At 71.6% G+C, this 24973-nt stretch carries 21 protein-coding genes and 1 riboswitch; of the genes, 17 read left to right on the forward strand and 4 right to left on the reverse strand.

All coding sequences use genetic code 11. The annotated features are described in order from the left end of the window. The first annotated feature begins 182 nt into the window (after window positions 1-182). The 5 genes from AWC30_RS14685 (at window position 183) to AWC30_RS14705 (ending at window position 4858) form a co-directional block, all read left to right on the forward strand. The gene (locus AWC30_RS14685; protein WP_085110983.1) at window positions 183-1064 is read left to right on the forward strand and encodes a sterol desaturase family protein; all 882 of its coding nucleotides are present in this window, start codon (window positions 183-185) and stop codon (window positions 1062-1064) included. Window positions 1065-1115: 51 nt separating this feature from the next. Next, window positions 1116-1685, forward strand: a complete 570-nt coding sequence (locus AWC30_RS14690; protein WP_085110984.1) for a LysM peptidoglycan-binding domain-containing protein — start codon at window positions 1116-1118, stop codon at window positions 1683-1685. A 179-nt stretch (window positions 1686-1864) separates the two neighbouring features. Then, on the forward strand, window positions 1865-2488 hold the full coding sequence (locus tag AWC30_RS14695; RefSeq protein ID WP_109562087.1) for an Rv1815 family serine proteinase: 624 nt from the start codon (window positions 1865-1867) through the stop codon (window positions 2486-2488). A gap of 98 nt (window positions 2489-2586) precedes the next feature. Next, window positions 2587-4044, forward strand: coding sequence for an FAD-binding protein (locus AWC30_RS14700; RefSeq protein ID WP_085110986.1), 1458 nt, complete (start codon window positions 2587-2589; stop codon window positions 4042-4044). A gap of 13 nt (window positions 4045-4057) precedes the next feature. Continuing rightward, complete coding sequence (locus tag AWC30_RS14705; protein ID WP_085111065.1) at window positions 4058-4858, forward strand: crotonase/enoyl-CoA hydratase family protein; 801 nt, start codon at window positions 4058-4060, stop codon at window positions 4856-4858. A gap of 6 nt (window positions 4859-4864) precedes the next feature. Here AWC30_RS14705 and AWC30_RS14710 read toward each other — a convergent pair whose 3' ends face one another. Then, complete coding sequence (locus AWC30_RS14710; RefSeq protein ID WP_234808106.1) at window positions 4865-6778, reverse strand: ABC transporter ATP-binding protein/permease; 1914 nt, start codon at window positions 6776-6778, stop codon at window positions 4865-4867. Window positions 6779-6877: 99 nt separating this feature from the next. Between AWC30_RS14710 and AWC30_RS14715 the strand changes: the two genes are divergently transcribed. The 12 genes from AWC30_RS14715 (at window position 6878) to gcvP (ending at window position 19861) form a co-directional block, all read left to right on the forward strand. Continuing rightward, window positions 6878-8497 (forward strand): acetolactate synthase, encoded by a 1620-nt coding sequence (locus AWC30_RS14715; RefSeq protein WP_085110987.1) that lies wholly within the window; start codon window positions 6878-6880, stop codon window positions 8495-8497. A gap of 50 nt (window positions 8498-8547) precedes the next feature. Continuing rightward, window positions 8548-10869: an accessory Sec system translocase SecA2 gene (secA2, locus tag AWC30_RS14720; RefSeq protein WP_085110988.1), complete on the forward strand. Its 2322-nt coding sequence runs from the start codon at window positions 8548-8550 to the stop codon at window positions 10867-10869. 11 nt (window positions 10870-10880) lie between these two features. After that, window positions 10881-11468: a CDP-alcohol phosphatidyltransferase family protein gene (locus tag AWC30_RS14725; RefSeq protein ID WP_085110989.1), complete on the forward strand. Its 588-nt coding sequence runs from the start codon at window positions 10881-10883 to the stop codon at window positions 11466-11468. Next, the gene (locus tag AWC30_RS14730; protein ID WP_085110990.1) at window positions 11461-12360 is read left to right on the forward strand and encodes a DUF881 domain-containing protein; all 900 of its coding nucleotides are present in this window, start codon (window positions 11461-11463) and stop codon (window positions 12358-12360) included. Before AWC30_RS14725 ends, AWC30_RS14730 begins: the two co-directional genes overlap by 8 nt. A gap of 62 nt (window positions 12361-12422) precedes the next feature. After that, window positions 12423-12755: a small basic family protein gene (locus AWC30_RS14735; protein ID WP_066850980.1), complete on the forward strand. Its 333-nt coding sequence runs from the start codon at window positions 12423-12425 to the stop codon at window positions 12753-12755. 7 nt (window positions 12756-12762) lie between these two features. Continuing rightward, complete coding sequence (locus AWC30_RS14740; RefSeq protein ID WP_085110991.1) at window positions 12763-13533, forward strand: DUF881 domain-containing protein; 771 nt, start codon at window positions 12763-12765, stop codon at window positions 13531-13533. A gap of 25 nt (window positions 13534-13558) precedes the next feature. Next, on the forward strand, window positions 13559-13963 hold the full coding sequence (gcvH, locus tag AWC30_RS14745; protein ID WP_085110992.1) for a glycine cleavage system protein GcvH: 405 nt from the start codon (window positions 13559-13561) through the stop codon (window positions 13961-13963). A 196-nt stretch (window positions 13964-14159) separates the two neighbouring features. Then, entirely contained in the window at window positions 14160-14630 is a 471-nt protein-coding gene (garA, locus tag AWC30_RS14750) for a glycogen accumulation regulator GarA (RefSeq protein WP_234808107.1), read from the forward strand. Further along, entirely contained in the window at window positions 14631-15356 is a 726-nt protein-coding gene (ftsR, locus tag AWC30_RS14755) for a transcriptional regulator FtsR (protein WP_085110994.1), read from the forward strand. 58 nt (window positions 15357-15414) lie between these two features. Further along, entirely contained in the window at window positions 15415-15906 is a 492-nt protein-coding gene (locus AWC30_RS14760; RefSeq protein WP_085110995.1) for a bifunctional nuclease family protein, read from the forward strand. Between the two features lie 215 nt (window positions 15907-16121). Beyond that, window positions 16122-16733, forward strand: a complete 612-nt coding sequence (locus tag AWC30_RS14765; protein ID WP_066850975.1) for a MerR family transcriptional regulator — start codon at window positions 16122-16124, stop codon at window positions 16731-16733. Between the two features lie 124 nt (window positions 16734-16857). Beyond that, window positions 16858-16965, forward strand: a riboswitch (glycine riboswitch). A 34-nt stretch (window positions 16966-16999) separates the two neighbouring features. After that, window positions 17000-19861: an aminomethyl-transferring glycine dehydrogenase gene (gcvP, locus tag AWC30_RS14770; protein ID WP_085110996.1), complete on the forward strand. Its 2862-nt coding sequence runs from the start codon at window positions 17000-17002 to the stop codon at window positions 19859-19861. Window positions 19862-19918: 57 nt separating this feature from the next. Here the strand turns inward: gcvP and AWC30_RS14775 are convergent, their stop codons facing one another. From AWC30_RS14775 to AWC30_RS14785, 3 genes are all read right to left on the reverse strand, one after another. Next, the gene (locus AWC30_RS14775) at window positions 19919-21763 is read right to left on the reverse strand and encodes a substrate-binding domain-containing protein (RefSeq protein ID WP_085110997.1); all 1845 of its coding nucleotides are present in this window, start codon (window positions 21761-21763) and stop codon (window positions 19919-19921) included. A 54-nt stretch (window positions 21764-21817) separates the two neighbouring features. After that, entirely contained in the window at window positions 21818-24004 is a 2187-nt protein-coding gene (locus tag AWC30_RS14780; RefSeq protein ID WP_085110998.1) for a malate synthase G, read from the reverse strand. A gap of 74 nt (window positions 24005-24078) precedes the next feature. After that, the gene (locus AWC30_RS14785; protein ID WP_234808108.1) at window positions 24079-24966 is read right to left on the reverse strand and encodes a 3-methyladenine DNA glycosylase; all 888 of its coding nucleotides are present in this window, start codon (window positions 24964-24966) and stop codon (window positions 24079-24081) included. Window positions 24967-24973 lie beyond the last annotated feature (7 nt).

Genomic DNA, 24973 nt, shown 5'->3' on the forward strand with positions numbered 1-24973 from the left:
TACCCCATGCCTCCAGCCCGGAACAGTCACGAAAGCCATACCTCAACACATCAGCGAGGACAGTCCACGGATCGAGGCTAAGCTCGGCGGCGGCGGCGATCGCGGCCGCTGCTCGGAGGTGTCTTCCGGTGTCCGTGTCCACCGATGTCTTTTCGGCCGTGTGGTCGGGATTGCCGCCCCCGATGCGCGACCCGGTGCTCTTCGCGATCCCGTTCTTCCTGCTGCTGCTCATCCTGGAGTGGGCCGCGGCGCGCAAGCTCGAACACCTCGACAGTGGCCGGCCGGCGCCCGGCGGCTACCAGCACCGCGACGCCTGGGCCAGCATCTCGATGGGCCCGGTGTCGGTCGCGACCACCGCGGCCTGGAAATCCCTGGCGCTGGTGGGCTATGCGGCGTTGTACGCCTATGTGGCGCCATGGCAGCTGCCCGCGACCGCCTGGTACACCTGGGTGATCGCGCTGGCCGGTGTGGACCTGCTGTACTACCTGTATCACCGGATGGCCCACCGGGTTCGGCTCGTCTGGGCCACCCACCAGGCCCACCACTCCAGCCGCTACTTCAACTTCGCCACCGCGCTGCGCCAGAAGTGGAACAACAGCGGCGAGATCCTGATGTGGATTCCGTTGCCGCTGTTGGGGGTTCCGCCGTGGATGGTGTTCGCGAGCTTCTCGGTCAGCCTGATCTACCAGTTCTGGGTGCACACCGAGCGCATCGACCGACTGCCCCGTCCCATCGAATTCCTGTTCAACACCCCGTCGCACCATCGGGTGCACCACGGCATGGACGCCCCGTATCTGGACAAGAACTACGGCGGCATCCTGATCATCTGGGACCGGCTGCTGGGGACCTTCCAGCCCGAGACGTTCCGGCCGCACTACGGGCTGACCACCCAGGTCGACACGTTCAACATCTGGACGCTGCAGACCCACGAATACGCCGCGATCGCCCGCGATGTCGCCGCGGCGACCCGCTGGCGTGACCGGCTGGGTTATCTGCTCGGGCCGCCGGGGTGGTCACCGCTGCCGGAACGGCGCGACGCCGCTATGCTCCCGGGTGAATGCTGACCGGGCATCTGGCACGCGGCCCGGGCCCACCGAACAAGGAGAAGGACCCGCATGGCCGACACCCTCAACGCCGGCGAGAAGCTGACCTCGCGCGAATCGCTGATCTCGAAGAACGGCGCCTACCAGCTGACCCTGCAGGACGACGGCAACCTGGTGCTCACCGAGAACGGGAAACCGGTGTGGGCCAGCGGAACCAACGGCAAGGACGTCGTCCGCGCCGAGGTGCAGAAGGACGGCAACTTCGTGCTCTACACCCCCAAGGAGCCGGTGTGGCACACCGACACCAAGGGCAAGAAGGACGTCAAGCTGGTCCTGCAGGACGACCGCAACCTGGTCCTCTACGCCGCCGATGGTCCGGTGTGGTCGTCGAAGACCGCCACCAGCGCGGCCCCGGCCGCGCCCGAGGCGAAGCCGGCGGCCGCCGAGAAGCCCGCTGAGCAGCCCGCCGCGCCGCCCGCGCCGCCGGTGCCGCGCACCCACACCGTCGTCTCCGGGGACACCCTGTGGGCGATCGCGGAGAAGTTCTACGGCGACGGCAACAAGTACCAGCAGATCGCCGACGCCAACGGCATCGCCAACCCCGACCTGATCCACCCGGGCCAGGAGCTGACGATCCCGTAACCGCGACCCCGACGGTCTTTCACGGCGGCCCGGATTTCGGTCCGGGCCGCCGTTTTCGGTAACGGTTCGCCGGTCCGCGACGGTAATCTCAGCAACGATCATTTCCGGCCGGCGCTGGCGCCGGCCCGACGAGCGGAGTCGCGGTGCGCCGGGGGACATGGGCGGAAGTCATGGTCACGATGGTGGCGGTCGGGATCCTCTGTGCTCCTGCACCGGCGGCGCGGGCCGACCCGGTGCTGGTCTATCCGGGCATGGCGATCCATCAGGACAACAACCTGTGCACGCTCGGCTACGTCGACACGGTGGCGCGGGTCGCCTTCACCGCGGGGCACTGCCGCGGCAGCGGGCCGGTCACCGACGCGGCCGGGCGCCCGCTGGGCACCCTGGCGGTGTTCCGGGACAACACCCCCGACGGGGCGACGGTGAACACCGACGAGGTGATCGCCGACTACGAGGTGATCGCGCTGGCTCCCGACGTGGCGGTCAACGACATCCTGCCCGGCGGGCGGGTGCTGCGCGCCGAGCCCACCCCGCCGCTGGAGGCCGGCAACCCGGTCTGCCACTTCGGGGTCATCACCGGGGAGAGCTGCGGGGAGGTCGAGCGGGTCAACAACGGCTGGTTCACCATGACCAACGGCGTCGTCAGCGGCCGCGGGGACTCCGGCGGGCCGGTGTATGTGATCGGCCCCGACGGGGTGGCGCGCATGGTGGGGCTGTTCAACAGCACCTGGGGCGACTTCCCGGCGGCGGTGTCCTGGCAGGCCGCCAACGAGCAGGTCCGGCAGGACGCCGCACCGGCCTGACCGGTCCGGGCGCGACACGGCTGGGTTATCCTGCCCACCGACGGATGCACCTGACCAGACACCTGTCCGGCTAGCCGTCCAGATCACCAGGAGCAGCAGTGAGCACCGAGATCCCCACCCCCGTGCGCGCGGCCGACGTGACCTCCTACTCCGACGAGGTCGACGTCGTCGTGATCGGCTTCGGCATCGGCGGCGGCTGCGCGGCGGTCTCCGCGGCCGCGGCGGGCGCCCGGGTGCTGGTGCTGGAGCGCGCCGCGGCGGCCGGCGGCACCACCTCGATGGCCGGCGGCCACTTCTACCTCGGCGGCGGCACCGCGGTGCAGCAGGCCACCGGCCACCCCGACTCCGCCGAGGAGATGTACAAGTATCTGACCGCGGTCTCCCGCGATCCCGACCCGGTCAAGATCCGCGCCTACTGCGACGGCAGCGTCGAACACTTCGACTGGCTGGAGTCGCTCGGTTTCCGGTTCGAGCGCAGCTACTACCCGGAGAAGGCGGTGATCCAGCCCGGCACCGAGGGACTGATGTACACCGGCAACGAGAAGGTGTGGCCGTTCCTCAACGAGGCGGTGCCAGCACCGCGCGGTCACAAGGTGCCCGCCCCCGGCGACACCGAGGGCGCCAAGATGGTCATCGACCTGCTGCTCGAACGCGCCGCGGAGCTCGGGGTGCAGATCCGCTACGAGACCGGCGCCACCACCTTGGTCACCGACGACGACGGGGCGGTGACCGGGGTGGGCTGGAAACACTTCGGCCAGACCGGCACCATCCGGGCCCGCTCGGTGATCATCGCCGCAGGCGGCTTCGTGATGAACCCGCAGATGGTGGCCGCCCACACCCCCAAACTCGCCGAGAAACCGTTCGTGCTCGGCAACACCTACGACGACGGGCTGGGCATCCGGATGGGCGTCTCGGCGGGCGGCGCCACCGAGCACATGGACCAGGTGTTCATCACCGCACCGGCGTATCCGCCGGCGATCCTGCTCACCGGGGTGATCGTCAACAAGCTCGGCCGGCGCTTCGTCGCCGAGGACTCCTACCACTCGCGCACCTCCGGGTTCGTGATGGACCAGCCCGACAGCGCGGCGTTCCTCATCGTCGACGAGGCACACCTGCGCAAACCGCAGGTGCCACTGGTGCCACTGATCGACGGCTGGGAGACGATCCCGGAAATGGAAGCGGCCCTGGGGATCCCGACCGGCAACCTGGTGGAGACCATGGACCGCTACAACTCCTTCGCCGCCCGCGGCGAGGACCCCGACTTCCACAAGCAGCCCGAGTTCCTGGCCGCGCAGGACACCGGGCCGTGGGGCGCCTTCGACCTGTCGCTGGGCAAGGCCATGTACGCCGGGTTCACCCTGGGCGGGCTGTCCACCACCGTCGACGCCGAGGTGCGCCGCGCCGACGGCAGCGTGGTGCCCGGGCTGTACGCGGTGGGGGCGTGCGCGGCCAACATCGCCCAGGACGGCAAGGGGTACGCGTCGGGCACCCAACTGGGGGAGGGCTCGTTCTTCGGCCGCCGGGCCGGGGCGCACGCCGCGGGCCGGGCCCGGTGAGAAGATGGCCGGCATGACCGATCGAGTCGTGCTGGACGTGCGGGAGGGTGTCGCGCACGTGACCCTCAACCGCGCCGAGAAGTACAACGGGCTGGACCTGCCGATGCTGACCGCGCTGGTGGGCACCGCGAAGAAGGTGGCCGCCGACCGCTCGGTGCGGGTGGTGATCCTCACCGGGGCGGGCAACGCGTTCTGCGCCGGGCTGGACTTCGCCTCGGTCGGCGCGTCGCCGACCAAATTCCTGCTGTCCGGCCTCAAGGTGCCGGGCCAGACCACCAACCTGTTCCAGCGGGCCTGCTGGTCCTGGCGCCAGCTGCCGGTGCCGGTGATCGCGGTGCTGCACGGCCACTGCTTCGGCGGCGGGCTGCAGCTCGCACTCGCCGCCGACTTCCGGTTCGCCACCCCCGACTGCGAACTGTCGGTGATGGAGGGCAAGTGGGGGCTGGTGCCGGACATGACCGGCACCGTCACGCTGCGCGAGCTGGTCGGAATGGACGTCGCCAAACGGCTGACGATGACCGCGGAGATCATCGACGGGCGTACCGCCGGTGAGTACGGGTTGGTCAGCGGGGTCTCGACCGATCCCGGCGCCGACGCCGACGCCCTTGCCGCCCAGCTGCTCACCCGATCCCCGGACGCGCTGGCGCTGACCAAACGACTGCTGCACGACACCTGGACCAAGTCGCCGCGCCGGGCGTTCTGGACCGAGACCGTGACCCAGCTGCGGCTGCTGCGCGGGGCCAACCACCGGATCGCCCGGGCCGCCAACTTCGCCAAGGAAGCGCCCCGCTTCGTCGACCGGCGGGTGCGCTGAGCGCCGCTACACCCGCGCGGCCGGTTCCTCGACGTCGCCGAGGCGCCACGCGCCGCCGCCGAGCAGTTTCAATTGCCGGTCGTGGTGCTGCTCGACGGTGCCGCGGTGGCTGACGCTGACCACGACCGTCTCCGGCAGCCGGGTGCGCAGCAGCCGGTACAGCGTGTACTCCAGGCCCTCGTCCAGTGCGGAGCTGGCCTCGTCGAGGAACACCGCCTTGGGCCGGGCCAGCAGCACCCGCGCGAACGCCACCCGCTGCTGCTCGCCGGGGGAGAGCACCTTGGCCCAATCGGCGCTCTCGTCGAGCCGGCCCACCAGGTGCGGCAGCGCCACCGCGTCCAGCACGGCCGCCAGTTCGTCGTCGCCGACGTCGGCCGCCGGGCGCGGGTAGGCCACCACCGTGCGCAGGTCGCCCAGCGGCACGTAGGGCAGCTGGGACAAGAACATCGTCTCGTCCTCGCCGTCGGGGCGGTGGAAGGTGCCCGACGCGTACGGCCACAGCTGGGCCAGGCTGCGCAGCAGCGTGGTCTTGCCGCTGCCCGACGCGCCGGTGATCACCAGCGCCCCGCCGCCGGGCACCCGCAGGTCCAACCGTTCGACCAGCGGCTCGCCGGCCGGGTTGCGCACCTCGACACCGTCGAGGGTGATCGAGCCGTCGGTGCTGGGCGCGGTGGCGATCTCCGGCAGCGCGCGGGCCCGCTCGTCGGCGTCGATCAGCCCGTTGAGCCGGATGATGGCCGCCCGGTAGCCGGCGAAGTCGTCGTAGGCGTTGCGGAAGAACGACAGCGAGTCGTGGATGTTGCCGAACGCGGTGGCGGTCTGGCCGACGTCGCCGAGCATGATCTGCCCGTCGAACAGCCGGGGCGCCTGGATCACCCACGGCAGCGGCACGATGGCCTGACTCATCGACACGTTCCAGCCGAACCAGCCGACGGTGCGGTTCACATACCGCAGGTAGTTGTCGATGATCGGGGTGAAGTAGGAGCGCAGCTGCGTGCGTTCGGCGCGCTCGCCGCGGTAGAAGCCGACCGCCTCGGCGGCGTCGCGCACCCGCACCAGCGCGTAGCGGAACGCGGCGTTGGTCAACTCGTTGCGGAAGCTGAGCCGGATCAGCGGCCGACCGATCCAGAACGCGACCAGCGAGGCGATGAGCACGTAGACGAACACCACCCAGAACATCGCCCGCGGCACCCCGACCGGGCCGACCGTGAGCGTGCCGGACAGGTTCCACAGGATCGCGGCGAACGAGATCACCGACACGATCGACTGCACCGCGCCCAGCAGCAGGGTGTTGCCGGTGCCCTTGGCGGGCTGGTTGGGCATCGCGCCCATGCCCGCGGTGAACACGTCGATGTCCTGCTGGATGCGCTGGTCGGGGTTGTCGATGCCGGCGTCGATGAACCGGCTGCGGTAGTAGGCCCGCCCGTCGAGCCAGTTGCCGGTGAGCCGGTCGGTCAGCCACACCCGCCAGGCGACGATGAACCGCTGGGTCAGGTACACGTCGAGCATGAACCGGGCGATGTGCAGCACCGCCATCACACTGAACACCGTGATCGACAGCCAGAACCCGTCGATGCCGGACTGCCGGACCGCGTCGTCGTGGGCGCCGCCTGCGGCGAACGCGGTCTGCAGCGAGGAGTACAGGTCCTTGCCCTGGTAGCTGAAGAGCACGTTGAGCCGCACCGCCAGGATCACCGACAACAACAGCACCCCGAAGTGGGCCCACACCGCGACGCTGCCCGGCCCGCTGAAGTAGTCGCCGGTGATCCGCCAGAACTGCCGCCCCCACCCGGTGAAGGTCCGCAGCACCATCAGCACCAGCAGCAGACACAGCGCGGTGACGGCCCAGGCCATCGCGACCCAGGTCAGCGAATCGGGCAGGGCGTGACCCCAGTCGATCGACGGCTCGAACGGTTCCACCGGGGCATCTCCTCACGGCCGGGCGCAAACGGGGTGACCTCGAGAAGCTACTCCGCCGAGCTGCCCCGCGGCTGCACGGCGGCTGACTACGCTGCCGGAATGGACACCCTGCACGCCGGCCGGCTGGCCGCCCGGCGGCTGCGCGCCGCCGGCCTCGACACCGTGTTCACCCTCTCCGGCGGCCACCTGTTCTCGTTCTACGACGGCTGCCGCGCCGAGGACATCCGGCTGATCGACACCCGCCACGAGCAGACCGCCGCGTTCGCCGCCGAGGGCTGGGCGAAGGTCACCCGTGATCCCGGGGTGGCGGCGCTGACCGCGGGTCCGGGCATCACCAACGGGATGAGCGCGATCGCCGCGGCCGCCCAGAACGGCTCCCCGCTGCTGGTGCTCGGCGGACGCGCGCCGGCCGGGCGCTGGGGGATGGGCTCGCTGCAGGAGATCGACCACGTCCCGTTCGTGGCGCCGCTGGCCCGCTTCGCCGCCACCGCCGAGTCGAGCGCCGCGGTCCCCGGGCTCATCGACACCGCGCTGCGCGCGACGCTGGGGCCGCCGTCGGGGGTGGGCTTCGTCGACATCCCGCTCGATCACGCGTTCGGGGAGGCCGCCGATCCGGGCGGGCCGGGCGCGCTCAGCGCCCCGCCGGACCCCACTCCGGCCGACGGTGCCGCCCTGCAGCGCGCGGTGGAGCTGCTGGCCGGGGCGCGCCGCCCGGTGATCATGGCCGGCACCAACGTGTGGTGGGGACGCGCGGAGGCCGCGCTGCGGGAGCTCGCCGAGCGGCGCGGCATCCCGGTGCTGGCCAACGGCATGGCCCGCGGCGTGCTGCCAGCCGACCATGAGTTGGCGTTCTCCAGGGCCCGGTCCCGAGCCCTGGCGGAGGCCGACGTGGCGCTGGTGGTCGGGGTGCCGATGGATTTCCGGCTGGGGTTCGGGGCGGTGTTCGGCGCCGACACTGCGCTGATCGTCGCCGACCGGGTCGAGCCGGAGCGGCCGTCGCCGCGCGCCGTCGCGGCGGGACTGTACGGCGATCTGGCGGCGACGCTGACCGCCCTCGCCGACGGTGCCCCGGCTCCGCGCGACTGGACGGCAACGCTGCGCGAAACCGAAACCGCGGCACGGGAATCAGAGCGCGACGAGTTCACCGACGAGCGGGCGCCGCTGCACCCGATGCGGGTCTACGCTGAGCTGGCCCCGCTGCTGGACCGCGACGCGATCGTGGTGATCGACGGCGGCGACTTCGGCTCCTACGCAGGCCGGCTGATCGACAGCCATGTGCCGGGCGCCTGGCTGGACAGCGGCCCGTTCGGCTGCCTGGGCTCGGGGCCCGGCTATGCGCTGGCCGCGAAACTGGCCCGCCCGCACCGGCAGGTGGTGCTGCTGCAGGGCGACGGCGCGTTCGGTTTCTCCGGCATGGAGTGGGACACCCTGGTGCGCCACGGGGTGCAGGTTGTCTCGGTGATCGGCAACAACGGCATCTGGGGGCTGGAGAAGCACCCGATGGAGGCGATCTACGGCTACTCGGTGGTCGCCGAGTTGGCCCCGGGCACCCGCTACGACACCGTGGTCGAGGCGCTGGGCGGCCACGGCGAACTGGTGCGTCGCCCCGCCGAGTTGCGGCCCGCGCTGCGCCGGGCCTTCGACAGCGGTCGGCCGGCGGTGGTCAACGTGCTCACCGACCCGGCGGTGGCCTATCCGCGCCGGTCCAACCTGGGCTGAGCAGCGCGTCTGGGCGCACCTGCGGCCGGCGCGCCGCGTACGGTAAGCGGGTGGCCAAAACCAGTACCAAGACCGGCCGGTTGAGCGGCAAGTTCTGGAAGCTTCTCGGCGCGACCACCGAGAAGGACCAGTCCCATTCGCTGAACCAGGTGCGTGCCTCCGGCGACTTCGACGACAAGGCCGCCGGCCTCGACGACGCGAAGCTCGCCAAGGCCGCCGGGCTGCTCAACCTGAAGGATCTCGCCGACTCCGACGACATCCCGCAGTTCCTGGCGATCGCGCGGGAGGCCGCCGAACGCGCCACCGGACTGCGCCCGTTCGACGTGCAGCTGCTCGGGGCGCTGCGGATGCTCGCCGGCGACGTCGTCGAGATGGCCACCGGTGAGGGTAAGACGCTGTCCGGTGCGATCGCCGCCGCCGGGTACGCGCTGGCCGGGCGGCGGGTGCACATCATCACGATCAACGACTACCTGGCCCGCCGCGACGCCGAATGGATGGGCCCGCTGGTGGAGGCGATGGGATTGACCGTCGGCTGGGTGGACGCCGAGTCCACCGCCGAGCAGCGCCGGGAGGCCTATCGCCGCGACATCACCTACGCCTCGATCAACGAGGTCGGCTTCGATCTGCTGCGCGACCAGCTGGTGACCGACATCGACGACCTGGTCTCACCCAAACCCGACGTCGCGCTGATCGACGAGGCCGACTCGGTGCTGGTCGACGAGGCGCTGGTGCCGCTGGTGCTGGCCGGAACCACCCACAAGGAGACCCCCCGCGCGGAGATCATCCGCTGGGTCGGCCAGCTCACCCCCGGGGTCGACTTCGCCGCCGACACCGACCACCGCAACGTGCACCTCACCGACACCGGTGCCCGCAAACTGGAGGCCCGGCTCGGCGGCATCGACCTGTACTCCGAGGAGCACGTGGGCACCACGCTCACCGAGGTCAACGTCGCCCTGCACGCCCATGTGCTGCTGCAGCGCGACGTGCACTACATCGTCCGGGACGGCAAGGTGCAGCTGATCAACTCCTCACGCGGCCGGATCGCGCAGTTGCAGCGCTGGCCGGACGGCCTGCAGGCCGCGGTGGAGGCCAAGGAGGGGATCGAGACCACCGAGACCGGTGAGGTCCTCGACACCATCACGGTGCAGGCGCTGGTCAACCGGTACCCGACCGTGTGCGGCATGACCGGCACCGCGCTGGCCGCCGGGGAGCAGCTGCGCCAGTTCTACTCGCTGGGGGTCTCACCGATCCCGCCGAACACCCCGACCGTCCGCGAGGACGAGCCGGACCGGGTGTACATCACCGCGGCGGCCAAACACGACGCGATCCTCGAACACATCAAGGAGGTGCACGCCACCGGCCAGCCGGTGCTGATCGGCACCCACGACGTCGCCGAATCGGAAGACCTGCACGAGCGGCTGGTCAAGGCCGGGGTACCGGCGGTGGTGCTCAACGCCAAGAACGACGCCGAGGAGGCGGCGATCATCGCCGAGGCCGGCAAGCTGGGCCGGGTGACGGTGTCCACACAGATGGCCGGGCGCGGCACCGACATCCGCCTCGGCGGCTCCGATGAGGCTGACCACGACGAGGTCGCCGAGCTCGGCGGGCTGCACGTGGTGGGCACCGGGCGGCACCGCACCGAGCGGCTGGACAACCAGTTGCGCGGCCGGGCCGGCCGCCAGGGCGACCCCGGCTCGTCGGTGTTCTTCGCCTCCTGGGAGGACGACGTGGTCACCGACCACCTGGAACCGGCGAAGCTGCCGATGGAGACCGACGAGGACGGCCGCATCGTCGGCAGGAAGGCCGCGGCGATGCTCGACCACGCCCAGCGGGTGGCCGAGGGCCGGCTGCTCGACGTGCACGCCAACACCTGGCGCTACAACCAGCTCACCGCCCAGCAGCGGGCGATCATCGTCGCGCGGCGCAACACGCTGCTGTCCACCGACACCGCCCGCACCGAGCTGGCCGAGCTGGCCCCGGAGCGGTACGAGGAACTCTCCGAACGCCTCTCCGAGGAACAGCTCACCCGGATCTGCCGGCTGATCATGCTCTACCACCTGGACCGCGGCTGGGCCGACCACCTGGCCTACCTGGCCGACATCCGGGAGAGCATCCACCTGCGGGCCCTGGGCAGGCAGAACCCGCTCGACGAGTTCCACCGGATGGCCGTCGACGCGTTCACCTCGCTGGCCGCCGATGCGATCGAGGCCGCCCAGCAGACCTTCGAGACGTCCTCGGCGATCGAGGAGGAGCCCGGCATCGACCTGTCGAAGCTGGCCCGGCCCACCTCGACGTGGACCTACATGGTGCACGACAACCCGCTGGCCGACGACACGCTCGCCGCGCTGAGCCTGCCCGGGGTGTTCCGCTAGGGTCGCGGGCTATGGAGCCGGTCGCGCAGGATCGGGTGCTCACGGTGCCCAACGCGCTCAGCGGGGTGCGCCTGGTGCTGATCGTGGTCTTCGGCTACCTGCTGCTGGTGGCCGACGCCGAGGTCGCCGCCGCGGTGGTGCTGATGGTCAGCGGGGCCACCGACTGGCTGGACGGCAAACTCGCCCGGCTGCTCGGCCAGTATTCGCGGCTGGGGGAGCTGCTCGACCCGGCCGTCGACCGGCTGTACATGGTCATCGTGCCCATCCTGTTCGGGCTGCACGGGCTGGTGCCGTGGTGGATCATCGGCCTGCTGCTGGCCCGCGACGGGCTGCTGGCCGCCGCGCTGCCCGCGCTGCGCAGCCGCGGGGTGACCGCGCTGCCGGTGATCTACCTGGGCAAGGCGGCCACGTTCGCGCTGATGTCGGCGTTCCCGCTGATCCTGCTCGGCCAGCTCGACGCGCTGTGGGGCCGGGTGCTGTCGGCCTGCGGGTGGGCGTTCCTGATCTGGGGGCTGGGCATGTATCTGTGGACGTTCGTGCTGTACGCCGCCCAGTCGGTGCAGACGGTGCGGCGGCTGCCCAGGGTCGCCGATGAGTGAACCGTTCTTCGCGCTCAGCGGTTACGACCCGGTCGGCGGCGCCCACGACGCCACCCGCGCCTCCCGGTTCCCGGTGCCCTCGCTGTTGCGCTCGCTGCTGTCGGAACACCTCGACCCCGGCTACGCGGCCGCGGCGGCCCGCAGGCACGGGGAGCCCGACCGCCCGGCCGCGCGGTGGGCGTGGCGGGCGGTGGCGGCGCTGCTGATCGCGGTGGTGTTCGCCGCGGCGATCGCCCAGGCCCGCACCATGGCGCCCAGCATGAACGCCGCCCAGCAGGTGCTGGCCGACAACGTGCGCAGCGCCCGGCAGTCCACCGACGCGCTGGCCGCCGACCGCGATGCGCTGGCCACCGACGTCAACGAGCGGCAGCGCCGCCAGCTGCGCAGTGACGCCGAGGGCCGCCGGCTGCTCGCCGGGCTCGACGCGCTGGCCCTGCCGGCCGCCGACAGCGCGGTGATCGGCCCGGGGCTGACGGTGACGGTCACCGACCCCGGCGTCGGCCGCAACCTCACCGACGTGTCCAAGCAGCGGGTGGCCGGCAGCCGCCAGATCATCCTGGACCGGGACCTGCAGCTGGTGGTGAACTCGCTGTGGTCGGCCGGGGCCGAGGCGATCGCGGTCGACGACGTGCGGATGGGCCCCAACGTGACCATCCGGCAGGCCGGCGGCGCGATCCTGGTCGACAACACCCCCGTCTCCAGCCCGTACACCATCCTGGCGATCGGTCCGCGGGAGATGCAGGCCGCCTTCGACCGCACCCCGGGGCTGTACCGGATGCGGCTGCTGGAGGCCTCCTATGGTGTGGGGGTCACCGTCGCCGCCGGCGACGGCCTGGTGCTGCCCGCGGGCACCACCCGGGACGTGATGTACGCCCGACCGGCCGGGCCCTGACCGGGGCCCACCGCAGCGACCACCGGCCACCGCACGAACCAGTAGAGGAGACCCCGACGACCATGATCGGCATCGCCGCCCTTGTCCTCGGCATCGTGCTGGGGTTGGTGTTCCAGCCCTCGGTGCCCGAGGCCGTCCAGCCGTATCTGCCGATCGCGGTGGTCGCCGCGCTCGACGCCGTGTTCGGCGGTCTGCGCGCCTACCTGGAGCAGATCTTCGACCCGAAGGTCTTCGTGGTGTCGTTCGTGTTCAACGTGCTGGTCGCCGCGCTGATCGTCTACGTCGGCGACCAGCTCGGGGTCGGCACCCAGCTGTCCACCGCGATCATCGTGGTGCTCGGGATCCGCATCTTCGGCAACGCCGCGGCGCTGCGGCGGCGGCTGTTCGGGGCGTGAGCCGGCGATGAGCGACACCGCCGAGCGCGGCCGCCACGAACTGCCCGAGGACCGCGGACCGGACCGGGCGGGCGACGGGCGCCGCGGGCGCAGGCAGCCGGTCTTCGCGACGCTGGCGGTGCTGCTGTGCGTGATGCTGGGGGTGGCCATCGCCACCCAGGTCCGCCAGACCGACAGCGGCGACGCGCTGGACTCCGCCCGCCCGGCCGATCTGCTGGTGCTGCTGGACTCGCTGCGCCAGCGCGAAGCCGCGCTCAACACCGAGGTGGCCGACCTGCAGCGCACGCTGACCGCGCTACAGGCCGCGGGCAGCGGCGACCAGGCCGCCATCGAGGCGGCCCAGGCCCGGCTGGCGGCCCTGTCGATCCTGATCGGCACGGTCGCCGCGACCGGCCCGGGCGTCGCGATCACCATCGAGGATCCCGGCCCCGGGGTGACCCCGGAGACGGTGCTGGACGTGATCAACGAGCTGCGTGCGGCCGGCGCCGAAGCGATGCAGATCAGCGACGGGCGCCAAGCGGTGCGGGTCGGGGTGGACACCTGGGTGGTCGGGGTGCCGGGCGCGCTGGTCGTTGACGACACGACCCTCAACCCGCCGTATTCGGTTGTGGCGATCGGGGATCCGCCGACGCTCGCCGCGGCGATGAACATCCCCGGCGGGGCGACCGACAGCATCGAGGTGGTCGGCGGCTCGATGTCGATGGAGCAGCAGGACTACCTCGAGGTGACCGCCTTGCGGCAACCGAAACAGCGCCAATACGCTCAGCCTGTGAAATAACCCCGACACACAGAACAGGAACACCGTGAGCTCTGCCAGCGACGTCCCGACCGATCTGCAGTACTCCGCCGACCACGAGTGGGTGCGCCGCACCGGCGCCGACACCGTGCGGGTGGGCATCACCGACTTCGCCCAGTCCGCGCTCGGCGACGTGGTCTTCGTCCAACTGCCCGCGGTCGGCGACACCGTCACCGCCGGCGAGTCGTTCGGTGAGGTGGAGTCCACCAAGTCGGTGTCGGACCTGTTCGCCCCGGTGTCGGCGACGGTGGTGGCGGTCAACGAAGAGCTCACCGGCAGTCCGCAACTGGTCAATTCCGACCCCTACGGCGCGGGTTGGCTGGTGGACCTGCAGGCCGACACCGATTCACTCGATCAGGCGGTGGCCGGTCTGCTCGACGCCGACGGCTACCGGGCCAGCGTCGAGCAGTGACACTGTTAGGGTTTGACACGCCCGCCGCGGCGCGGGTGTCGCAATGGTGCGACGCGTCGACGGCCACACCGGGTGGCCGCCGATCCGGCCGTGCCGGCACCATTGTCGGCCGCGGCGCGGTACGGTCAACACAGCGGCGCCGGCGGCGGGATTCCGTTGCGCCGTGCGCGCGAAGGCAGCCACGAAGGAGGAGCGGGTGACGGAGAACGACAGCAATCAGGACTCCGACGACGTCACCGCGGAGACCACCTCGGTCTTCCGTGCCGATTTCCTCAGCGAGCTCGACGCGCCGGCCCAGGTCGGCTCCGACAGCGCCGTCTCCGGGGTGGAGGGGCTGCCGGCCGGTTCGGCGCTGCTGGTGGTCAAGCGCGGCCCCAACGCCGGCTCGCGGTTCCTGCTCGACCAGCAGGTCACCTCGTCGGGGCGGCACCCCGACAGCGACATCTTCCTCGACGACGTCACCGTCAGCCGCCGGCACGCCGAGTTCCGGCTGGAGGGCGAGGAGTTCCAGGTCGTCGACGTCGGCAGCCTCAACGGCACCTACGTCAACCGCGAGCCGGTGGACTCCGCGGTGCTGTCCAACGGCGACGAGGTCCAGATCGGCAAGTTCCGGCTGGTCTTCCTCACCGGCCCCAAGAGCGACGACAGCGGTGGATCCGGCAGCTAGATGACCGCACCGGAGACGCCCGCGCCGGCCGGAATGTCGATCGGGTCGGTGCTGGAGGAACTGCGTCCGGAGTTCCCCGATGTCACGATCTCCAAGATCCGGTTCCTCGAGGCCGAGGGCCTGGTCACCCCGCAGCGCACCGCGGCCGGTTACCGGCGCTTCACCGCCTACGACTGCGCCCGGCTGCGGTTCATCCTGGCCGCCCAGCGCGACCAGTACCTGCCGTTGAAGGTGATCAAGGCCCAACTCGACGCCCAGCCGGACGGCGAGTTGCCGCCGTCGGCCTCGCCGTACGGGACGCCGCGCCTGGTGGCCGGCGGGGAGGCCACCGCCCCTGCTGCGGTCGCCCCCGCCCAGACCCGGTTGAGTCGCGAGACGCTGCTGGAGCGCGCCGGCGTCGACGAGACGCTGCTCGCCGCGCTGCTCGACGCCGGGGTGATCACCACCGGTGCGGCCGGGTTCTTCGACGAGCACGCGGTCGTCATCCTGCAATGCGCCCGCGCGCTGGCCGACTTCGGTGTGGAGCCGAGGCATCTGCGGGCGTTCCGCTCGGCGGCCGACCGCCAGTCCGACCTGATCGCCCAGATCGCCGGGCCGATGGTCAAGGCGGGCACCGCCGGGGCGCGGGACCGCGCCGACGAGCTGGCCCGGGAGGTGGCGGCGCTGTCGATCACCTTGCACACGGCGCTGGTCAAATCGGCGGTTCGCGACGTGCTGCACCCCTGAGGACTAGACTTCCGGGCAGCGAGTTGGATACCGCGACAGGGGCGGAGGGCAGACGCAGATGGGTGAGGTTCACGTCGTCGGCATTCGTGTCGAGCAGCCCCAGAATCAGCCGGTGCTGTTGCTGCGGGAGGCCAGCGGGGACCGCTACCTGCCGATCTGGATCGGGCAGGCCGAGGCCGCGGCGATCGCGCTGGAGCAGCAGGGGGTCGAGCCGGCCCGCCCGCTCACCCACGACCTGATCCGGGATCTGCTTGTCGCCCTTGGCCACTCCCTGCGCGAGGTGCGCATCGTCGACCTGCAGGAGGGCACGTTCTACGCCGACCTGGTCTTCGACGACGACGTCGTGGTGTCGGCGCGGCCGTCGGACTCGGTGGCGATCGCGTTGCGCACCGGTGTGCCGATCTTCGTCGAGGAGGCGGTGCTCGACGAGGCCGGGCTGCTGATCCCCGACGACGACACCGAGGGCGAGGGCGGGGTGCGCGAGGACGAGGTGGAGAAGTTCAAGGAGTTCCTCGACAGCGTTTCGCCCGACGACTTCAAGGCCACCTGAGCCGCCGGTAGACTCCCGGGGACGGCAACGTCACGGATGCGTCTCAACTGCGGCGAGGACGACGACACGCCCGGGCGGAACCGGGCATCCCGACGCCGAACGGCCATACTTTCATAGCGACGACAAGCGGACAGCCCGCCGAAAAGCGTATGCTCACAGGCACTTGAGCAGGACGACGGTCGGCGACCGAGCGTGATCAGCGAGAGGACACACCCGTGGGTGAACAGCCACGTCAAGAACAACTCAACCTTGCTGATCACCTCGCTGATCGTTCCGACGTGGGCGCCCCGGTGCAGGGCGGACTGTTCCCCGACGACTCCATCCCCGACGAGCTGATCGGCTACCGCGGGCCCAGCGCCTGCCAGATCGCCGGCATCACCTACCGCCAGCTGGACTACTGGGCGCGCACCTCGCTGGTGGTGCCCTCGATCCGCAGCGCGGCCGGCTCCGGCAGCCAGCGGCTGTACTCGTTCAAGGACATCCTGGTCCTCAAGATCGTCAAGCGCCTGCTGGACACCGGCATCTCGCTGCACAACATCCGGGTCGCGGTCGACCACCTGCGCCAGCGCGGGGTGTCCGACCTGGCCAACATCACGCTGTTCTCCGACGGCACCACCGTCTATGAGTGCACCTCCGCCGAAGAGGTCGTCGACCTGCTGCAGGGCGGGCAGGGCGTGTTCGGGATCGCGGTGGCCGGGGCGATGCGGGAGCTGACCGGCGCGATCGCCGACTTCCCGGGTGAGCGCGCCACCGACGGCGAGGCGATCGCCGCCCCGGAGGACGAACTGGCCTCGCGGCGACGCAACCGGGACCGCAAGATCGGCTGAACCCACTTCGGTAGGCTGGGGCGTGCATCGCGCCGACGCGGGAGAGTTCCGTGGCCGCCAGCCACGGACGCCGAAGGAGCAACACCTCTCCGTCAACCTCTCAGGCCCCCGGACCGCGGCCGGCTCCGATGCCTCTGGAAAGTGGCGATGTCGTGTCGCCCGCCGATGGGGAAAGGCGCCGCGCGCCGAATCTCTCAGGCGCCCGGTCACGGGTGAGGACAGAGGGAGAGGGCCCGACACCGGTTGCCACCCCAGGAGAGTCCGCCTTGACCACCGAATTCCGTTTCGCTGACCGCCACATCGGCCCCGACCGCGACGCCCTCGCCGGCATGCTCGAGGTGATCGGCGTGGACTCGCTGGAGGCCCTGGCCGCGCTCGCCGTGCCGGCGGGCATCCTCGACCCGCTCACCGACACCGCCGACGGCCCGGTCGCCCCCGGCCTGGAGGCGCTGCCCGCCGCGGCCACCGAGGAGCAGGCGCTGGCCGAACTGGCGGCGATGGCCGACGCCAACACCGTCGCGGTGTCGATGATCGGGCAGGGCTACTACGACACGCTCACCCCGCCGGTGCTGCGCCGCAACATCGTGGAGAACCCCGGCTGGTACACCTCCTACACGCCCTACCAGCCGGAGATCAGCCAGGGCCGGCTGGAGGCGCTGCTGAATTTCCAGACCATGGTCGCCGACCTGACCGGGTGCGAGATCGCCAACGCCTCGATGCTCGACGAGGCCACCGCGGCCGCCGAGGCGATGACGTTGATGCACCGCGCGGTGCGCGGGGACTCGAACCGGTTGGTCGTCGACGTCGACCTGTTCGCCCACAGCCGCACCGTGCTGGCGACCCGCGCCACCCCGCTGGGCATCGAGATCGTGCCCGCCGACCTGCGCGACGGGCTGCCCGACGGCGAGTTCTTCGGCGTGATCGCCCAGCTGCCCGGCGCCAGCGGCCGGGTCACCGACTGGTCGTCGCTGATCGATGCGGCCCACCAGCGCGGCGCACTGGTCGCCGTCGGCGCCGACCTGCTGGCGCTGACCCTGATCACCCCGCCCGGCGAGATCGGCGCCGACGTGGTGTTCGGCAGTGCGCAGCGATTCGGGGTGCCGATGGGCTTCGGCGGCCCGCACGCCGGTTACCTGGCGGTCAACCAGGTCCACGCCCGCCAGCTGCCCGGCCGGCTGGTGGGGGTGTCGGTCGACGCCGACGGCACCTCGGCCTACCGGCTGTCGCTGCAGACCCGCGAGCAGCACATCCGCCGCGACCGGGCCACCTCCAACATCTGCACCGCGCAGGCACTGCTGGCGGTGGTCGCCGCCATGTACGCCAGCTATCACGGGGCCGAGGGGCTCACCGCGATCGCGCGGCGGGTGCATCAGCACGCCGCCGCGCTGGCCGACGGACTCGGCGACGCGGTGGTGCACGACGACTTCTTCGACACGGTGCTCGCGAGGGTCCCGGGGCGGGCCGACGACGTGGTCGCCGCCGCCAAGGCCGACGGCATCAACCTGTGGCGCGTCGACGCCGATCACGTCTCGGTCTCCTGCGACGAGGCGACCACCGACGCCCACGTCGCGTCGGTGCTGGCGGCGTTCGGGGCCGCGCCGGGCCGGTCCGGCGGCGCCGACCGACTCGCCGCGGTCGCCCGCACCTCGACGTTCCTGGAGCATCCGGCGTTCCGCGACTACCGCACCGAGACGGCGATGATGCGCTACCTGCGTGCGCTGGCGGACAAGGACATCGCCTTGGACCGCAGCATGATCCCGCTCGGGTCGTGCACGATGAAGCTGAACGCGGCCGCCGAGATGGAGCCGATCACCTGGCCCGGCTTCGCCCGGTTGCACCCGTTCGCCCCGGCCTCCGACACCCCGGGGCTGCGCCGGCTGATCGACCAGCTGGCGTCCTGGCTGGCGCAGATGACCGGCTACGACGCGGTGTCGCTGCAACCCAACGCCGGCTCGCAGGGCGAGTATGCCGGCCTGCTGGCCATCCAGGCCTACCTCGCCGGGCGCGGGGAGGGCCACCGCGACGTCTGCCTGATCCCGTCGAGCGCGCACGGCACCAACGCGGCGTCGGCCGCGCTGGCCGGGTTGCGGGTGGTGGTGGTGGCCTGCCGCGACAACGGTGACGTCGACCTCGACGACCTGCGCGCCAAGATCGCCGAGCACGCCGGGTCGCTGGCCGCGCTGATGATCACCTACCCGTCCACCCACGGCGTCTACGAACAGGACATCGAGGAGATCTGCGCCGCCGTGCACGACGCCGGCGGGCAGGTCTACGTCGACGGGGCCAACCTCAACGCGCTGGTCGGGCTGGCCCGGCCGGGCCGGTTCGGCGGGGACGTCAGCCATCTGAACCTGCACAAGACGTTCTGCATCCCGCACGGCGGGGGCGGGCCGGGGGTGGGTCCGGTCGCGGTGCGCGCCCACCTGGCGGAGTTCCTGCCCGGTGACCCGCAGGGCGGCGACGGCCCCTACGCCGGGGAGGTCGGTGGCGGCCCGGCGGTCTCCTCCGCCCCGTTCGGTTCGGCGTCGATCCTGCCGATCACCTGGGCCTACATCCGGATGATGGGCGCCGGCGGGCTGCGGGCCGCGTCGCTGACCGCGATCGCCTCGGCCAACTATCTGGCCCGCCGCCTCGACGAGTACTACCCGGTGCTCTACACCGGCAACAACGGCATGGTCGCCCACGAATGCATCCTGGACCTGCGGCCGCTGACCAAGGCGACCGGTGTCACCGTCGACGATGTCGCGAAACGGTTGGCCGACTACGGTTTCCACGCACCGACGATGAGTTTCCCGGTCGCGGGCACGCTGATGGTCGAGCCCACCGAGAGCGAGAGCCTGGCCGAGCTGGACGCGTTCTGCGCGGCGATGATCGCCATCCGCGGCGAGATCGACCGGGTGGCGTCGGGGGAGTGGCCGGTGGAGGACAACCCGCTGCGCGGGGCGCCGCACACCGCCGAGTGCCTGGTGGCCGAGGAGTGGGCGCACCCCTACACCCGTGAGCAGGCCGCCTACCCGCTGGGCGTGCGGTACCGGCCGAAGGTGTGGCCGCCGGTGCGCCGCATCGACGGCGCCTACGGCGACCGCAACCTGGTCTGCTCCTGCCCGCCTATCGAGGCGTTCAGCTGATCAGCCGAGCGGTGTTCAGCTGATCGACGGGGGACGGCGTTCAGCTGACCCCGGCGGTCAGCCCAGCAGCGCGGCCAGGGTGGCGGCCAGCTCCGGGGAGTCGGAGCCGGCCAGCTGCCGGTATTGGCCGCCGCTGAGCTCGGCGACCGCCTCCCAGGTGGCGCGGTCGGCGTCGTCACCGAAGTCGAGGACGTTGACCGCGACCGGGCGGGCCGGGTCCAGTGCGCCGCGGATGTAGTCCTGCAGGCCGGGGCCGTCGAGGGTCCGGTCGGTGTGCGGGCCGGTGGTGATCACCAGCACCGAGTTGGGGCGGCCCTCCCGGTAGCCGGCCAACGCCGCGTCGTAGACCAGTCGCAGCGTGGTGAACGACACCGCGCCGCCGGAGCCGGCGCTGAGCCCGTCCAGCCGGCCGGTGAGAGTGTCGAGCTGGGTGTCCAGCGGCCCGGGGGCGACCGCGGTGCGGCCCTCCACGCCGTCGAAGACCCACAGGCCCACCGTGGAGTCCGGCGGCAGGTCGCGCAGTCCCGCGCCCAGGGCGGCGGTCACGTTGGCCAGCCGGGTGGCTCCGCCGTCCTGCTCGTTCATCGACTCGTCGAGCATCACCGAGACCGCCGGGCCGTTGACCGGTGCGGTGAGCACGGTGGCGATGGTGGCGCGGGCGCTGTCATCGCCGACCGCCAGGGTGTCGGGCAGGTCGGGGAAGTCGGTGACGTCGCTGTCGGGCCGGTCGGTGTCGGGGGCGCGGAACCCGGCCTCGGCGAGGCGGTCGAGCTGTTCGGGTTTGCGCAGGAACCGGGCGAATTCGCTGGCCGCGGCCTCCTGCTCGCTGGACAGCCAGTTGCCGGCGAGCAACACGGTGGGGTAGTCGGCCACCGCGACCGGCCCGGGCGGCAGCCAGGTGGTCAGGGTGCCGCTGCGGTCGGTGCCGGCCTGCCCGCGGGCGAACGCCTGCTGTTCGGTGGTGACCACCGCGTGCACCGGCGCGGTCGCCGGGTCGTCGGCCTCCAGCAGCGCGTTCATCGCCTCGGCGATCGAGTCGTCGGCCAGCTTCGGTTGGGCGCCCAGCAGGGTGCGCACCGCCGCGGTGCCCGCAGCGGCCGGTTCGCCGGCCGGCGCGGTAGCTGTCGCAACCGCTTCGGCGGCCAGGTAGGAGGCGTCGCTGTTGCCGCGCACCGGCAGCGCCAACCGCAGCGAGCCCCAGCCGGGCAGGGCGCGGTCCAGCGCATCGGGGGCGGTCTGCAGTCGGGGCAGCGATGCCCAATCCTGGTCGGCGAGTGCCGGTTTCAGCTCGGGCCGGATGGCCAGCAGCACCGGTGAGACGACCAGCGAGCGGCTGTCGCTGATGGTGTCGGCGCCGACGGCGGCGCTGAGCCGGGCCGCGGAGATCGAACTGGCCGGGATCCACAGCCCGGGCCGCTCACCGAGGTCGGCCGGCCAGTCACCGATGAACCCGTTGATCACCGCGTCGGAGGCGGCCGATTTGACCTCCACCGTGATGCAGCGGTCACCGACCTGGCGACCGGTGCCGCTGAACTCCTCGGCGAACTGCCGCATCGGCTCGGCGATTGACGGGTCGGCAACCACCCCGACCGTGGCGTCGCCGTCGACGCAGCGGGCCGCGGCGGTGCCGGAGCGGTCGGCGAGCGTCGCACCGAAGAACTTCCACAGGATGACCCCGGCGACCACCACGATCACCGTGACCAGGGCGGCGATCACCCCGACACTGACCCCGCGGCGCCCACCTTCGCTGCGATGCCCGCCGCTCCACTCGCCGATGCGGCGCCGGCCGCGGGCCAGCCGGGCGGCAGCGGCTGCGGCGCGCGGCGACGACGGCCCGGAACCGGGCTCGTCGGGGGAGTGGTCGCCGGTGTCGTCGGGGTCCGGGATGCTGTGCTTGCCCATCGCGCTGTCGTTATCTCCGTTGCTGCCGGCCGGATCCCTTCTCGCCGAGTCTCTTCAAAGGCCGAACTGGGCTTTGAACTCCCGGCGCCTGCGGTGCAGGATCGGCTCGGTGTACCCGTTGGGCTGGCTGGTGCCCGCCAGGATCAGTTCCTCGGCGGCCAGGAACGGGATGCTGTTGTCGAAGTCGGGACTCATCGCCGGGTAGTCGGAGTCCCCGGCGTTCTGCTCGTCGACGACCGCGGCCATCCGCTCCAGGCTGGCCCGCACGTCCGCGGCGGTGATGACACCGTGGCGCAGCCAGTTGGCCAGCAGCTGGCTGGAGATGCGCAAGGTGGCGCGGTCCTCCATCAGCGCGACGTCGTGGATGTCCGGCACCTTCGAGCAGCCGACGCCCTGCCCGACCCAGCGCACCACGTAGCCCAGGATCGACTGGCAGTTGTTGTCGACCTCCTCGTGGATCTCCTCCGGAGCCCAGGCCAGCTCCTTGGCCAGCGGGATCGTCAGCAGCTGGTCGAGGCCGGCCCGGCGCTCACCGGCCAGCTCCTGCTGCACGGCCGCCACGTCCACCTGGTGGTAGTGGATGGCGTGCAGGGTGGCCGCGGTCGGGGACGGCACCCAGGCGGTGGAGGCACCGGCGCGGGGCTGACCGATCTTCTGCTCCATCATGTCGGCCATCAGGTCGGTCATCGTCCACATGCCCTTGCCGATCTGGGCGTGGCCGGCCAGCCCGCACTCCAGGCCGACGTCGACGTTGTTGTCCTCGTAGCCGGAGATCCAGGGCTGGCTCTTCATGGCGCCCTTGCGCACCATCGGCCCGGCCTCCATCGAGGTGTGGATCTCGTCGCCGGTGCGGTCCAGGAAGCCGGTGTTGATGAACACCACCCGGTCGGCGGCCGCGGCGATGCAGGCCTTGAGGTTGAGCGTGGTGCGCCGCTCCTCATCCATGATGCCGACCTTCAGGGTCTTCTCCGGCAGCCCGAGCACCTGCTCGACCCGGCGGAACAGCTCCACGGTGAACGCCACCTCGTCGGGGCCGTGCATCTTGGGTTTGACGATGTAGATCGAACCGGTGCGGCTGTTGACCAACGGGCCGTTCTCGTCGCCGGCGCGCAGGCCGTGCATCGCGATCAGCCCGGTGAACAGGGCGTCCTGGATGCCCTCCGGCACCTCGTCGCCGTCGGCGAACACGATCGCGTCGTTGGTCATCAGGTGCCCGACGTTGCGCACGAACAGCAGGCTGCGCCCGGGCAGGGTCAACTCGCCGCCGTCGGGTGCGGTGTAGGTGCGGTCCTCGTGCAGCACCCGGGTGAACGCCTTGCCGTCCTTGAACACCTCTTCGGAGAGGTCACCGCGGTTGAGGCCCAGCCAGTTGCGGTAGCCGAGCACCTTGTCGTCGGCGTCGACGGCGGTGATGGAGTCCTCGAAGTCGATGATCGTGGTGACCGCGGACTCCAGCACCACGTCCTTGATCCCGGCCGCGTCGGTCGAGCCGACCGGGGAGTCGGCGTCGATGAGGATCTCTAGGTGCAGCCCGTGGTGGGTCAGCAGCAGCGCGGTCGGGGCGTCGGGTTCGCCGGTGTAGCCGACGAACGCGGCCCGGTCGCCGAGCACCGTCGAGCGGTCCTGGCCCAGCGACACCATCAGCTGGCCGTCGGCCACCTCGAAGCCGGTGGCCTCGGTCCAGGAGCTGGTGGCCAGCGGCACCGCCTCGTCGAGGAACCCGCGCGCGTAGGCGATGACCTTGTCGCCGCGCACCTTGTTGTAGCTGGTGCCCTTCTCCGCGCCGTCGTCCTCGGGGATTACGTCGGTGCCGTACAGCGCGTCGTACAGCGAGCCCCAGCGGGCGTTGGCCGCGTTGAGGGCGAACCGGGCGTTGGTCACCGGGACCACCAGCTGCGGGCCCGCGGTGGTGGTGATCTCGTCGTCGACGTCGGCGGTGGTGACGGTGACGTCGGCCGGCTCCTCCCGCAGGTAGCCGATGTCGGTGAGGAACCGCTGGTACTCCTCGGGGTCGTGCGGGCCGATCACCCGGGCGCGGTGCCACTTGTCGATCTGGGCCTGCAGGTCGTCGCGGTGCGCCAGCAGTTCGCGGTTACGCGGGGTGAGGTCGGTGACGACCCGGTCCACCCCCGCCCAGAAGGCGTCGGGGTCGACACCGGTGCCGGGCAGCGCCTCGGTGGTCACGAAGTCGTAGAGCACCCGCGCGATCCGCAGATTGCCCACCGAGACCCGGTCAGTCATGCTTCCTCCCTTTCCGCCGACAGTGCGTCCACCTTACCGGGGGTACCCGCCGGTAGGTTTGGCGGTCACGCGGGTCAGGCCGGCGTGTCGTCGAGCCGCCGGCAGTGCTCCAGCAGCCGGGCGCGCAGCACCGCCGCCCGCTCGGCGATCTCGGTCTGGCCGCGCACGTATTCGGCGCGCCCGGCCGCGGTCTCGACCGGCACCGGGCGGTAGCCGAACGCGCGCAGGTCATACGGGCTGGCCCGCATGTCGAGCACCCGGGCGGTGTGCGCCAGCGCGAAGCAGTCGGCGGTCAGCGCCGAGTCGATCAGCGGTGCCAGGTGGGCGCAGTGCTTGTAGAGGTCCATCGCCGCGTGCAGGCAGCCGGGTTGCTCGTGGTCGACCTGGTCGGCGCGGCGCAGCGCGGTGCGGTTGCGGGGCGCGGCGGCGGGGCTGAAGAACCGGAAGGCGTCGTAGTGGGTGCAGCGCAGGTCGAGCGCGTCGACGACGGCGTCGGTGCCCGCCCGGCCCAGCCGCAGCGGCACCCCGGGGTGGCGGACCTCGCCGCCGCGGTAGAGCATCGCCCACTCGTGCAATCCGAAGCAGGACAGCTGCGGCGGGCGGGCGGCGGTGGCGGTGAGCAGCCGGCCGATGGCGGCGATGGTGTCGCGGCGGCGGGCCAAAAACCGCGGGTCGGCGGTGACCCCGTCGCCGCAGCGGGTGTACCCGCGGTGGCCGAGGTAATCGCCCAGTTGCCCGTCGGTGCCGGTGAGCACCACCCCGAAGCCGGGATGCCAGCGCAGCAGCTGCGCCGGGCGCGGCCGGTAGTAGGTGAACAGGAAGTCCACCACCGGCTCGGCCTCGCCGGCGGCGCGGCGGGCGAGGTAGTCGCCGAGCACGGCGTGGATGCGGGCGCGGTGCGCGGCGGCCCGCGACTGCCACCGGTCGGCGGTGAGCCGCCGGGTCGTCGTGGTGGCGGTCATGCGGTGC

This window comes from Mycolicibacillus trivialis (assembly GCF_002102395.1).
In the GTDB taxonomy this organism is placed as follows: domain Bacteria; phylum Actinomycetota; class Actinomycetes; order Mycobacteriales; family Mycobacteriaceae; genus Mycobacterium; species Mycobacterium triviale.

Coding starts and splice junctions, on each gene's coding strand:
- AWC30_RS14685 (WP_085110983.1), top strand. CDS start 183: ATGCGCGACCCGGTGCTCTTCGCGATCCCGTTCTTCCTGCTGCTGCTC.
- AWC30_RS14690 (WP_085110984.1), top strand. CDS start 1,116: ATGGCCGACACCCTCAACGCCGGCGAGAAGCTGACCTCGCGCGAATCG.
- AWC30_RS14695 (WP_109562087.1), top strand. CDS start 1,865: ATGGTGGCGGTCGGGATCCTCTGTGCTCCTGCACCGGCGGCGCGGGCC.
- AWC30_RS14705 (WP_085111065.1), top strand. CDS start 4,058: ATGACCGATCGAGTCGTGCTGGACGTGCGGGAGGGTGTCGCGCACGTG.
- AWC30_RS14715 (WP_085110987.1), top strand. CDS start 6,878: ATGGACACCCTGCACGCCGGCCGGCTGGCCGCCCGGCGGCTGCGCGCC.
- AWC30_RS14725 (WP_085110989.1), top strand. CDS start 10,881: ATGGAGCCGGTCGCGCAGGATCGGGTGCTCACGGTGCCCAACGCGCTC.
- AWC30_RS14730 (WP_085110990.1), top strand. CDS start 11,461: ATGAGTGAACCGTTCTTCGCGCTCAGCGGTTACGACCCGGTCGGCGGC.
- AWC30_RS14735 (WP_066850980.1), top strand. CDS start 12,423: ATGATCGGCATCGCCGCCCTTGTCCTCGGCATCGTGCTGGGGTTGGTG.
- AWC30_RS14740 (WP_085110991.1), top strand. CDS start 12,763: ATGAGCGACACCGCCGAGCGCGGCCGCCACGAACTGCCCGAGGACCGC.
- ftsR (WP_085110994.1), top strand. CDS start 14,631: ATGACCGCACCGGAGACGCCCGCGCCGGCCGGAATGTCGATCGGGTCG.
- AWC30_RS14760 (WP_085110995.1), top strand. CDS start 15,415: ATGGGTGAGGTTCACGTCGTCGGCATTCGTGTCGAGCAGCCCCAGAAT.
- AWC30_RS14775 (WP_085110997.1), bottom strand. CDS start 21,763: ATGGGCAAGCACAGCATCCCGGACCCCGACGACACCGGCGACCACTCC.
- AWC30_RS14780 (WP_085110998.1), bottom strand. CDS start 24,004: ATGACTGACCGGGTCTCGGTGGGCAATCTGCGGATCGCGCGGGTGCTC.
- AWC30_RS14785 (WP_234808108.1), bottom strand. CDS start 24,966: ATGACCGCCACCACGACGACCCGGCGGCTCACCGCCGACCGGTGGCAG.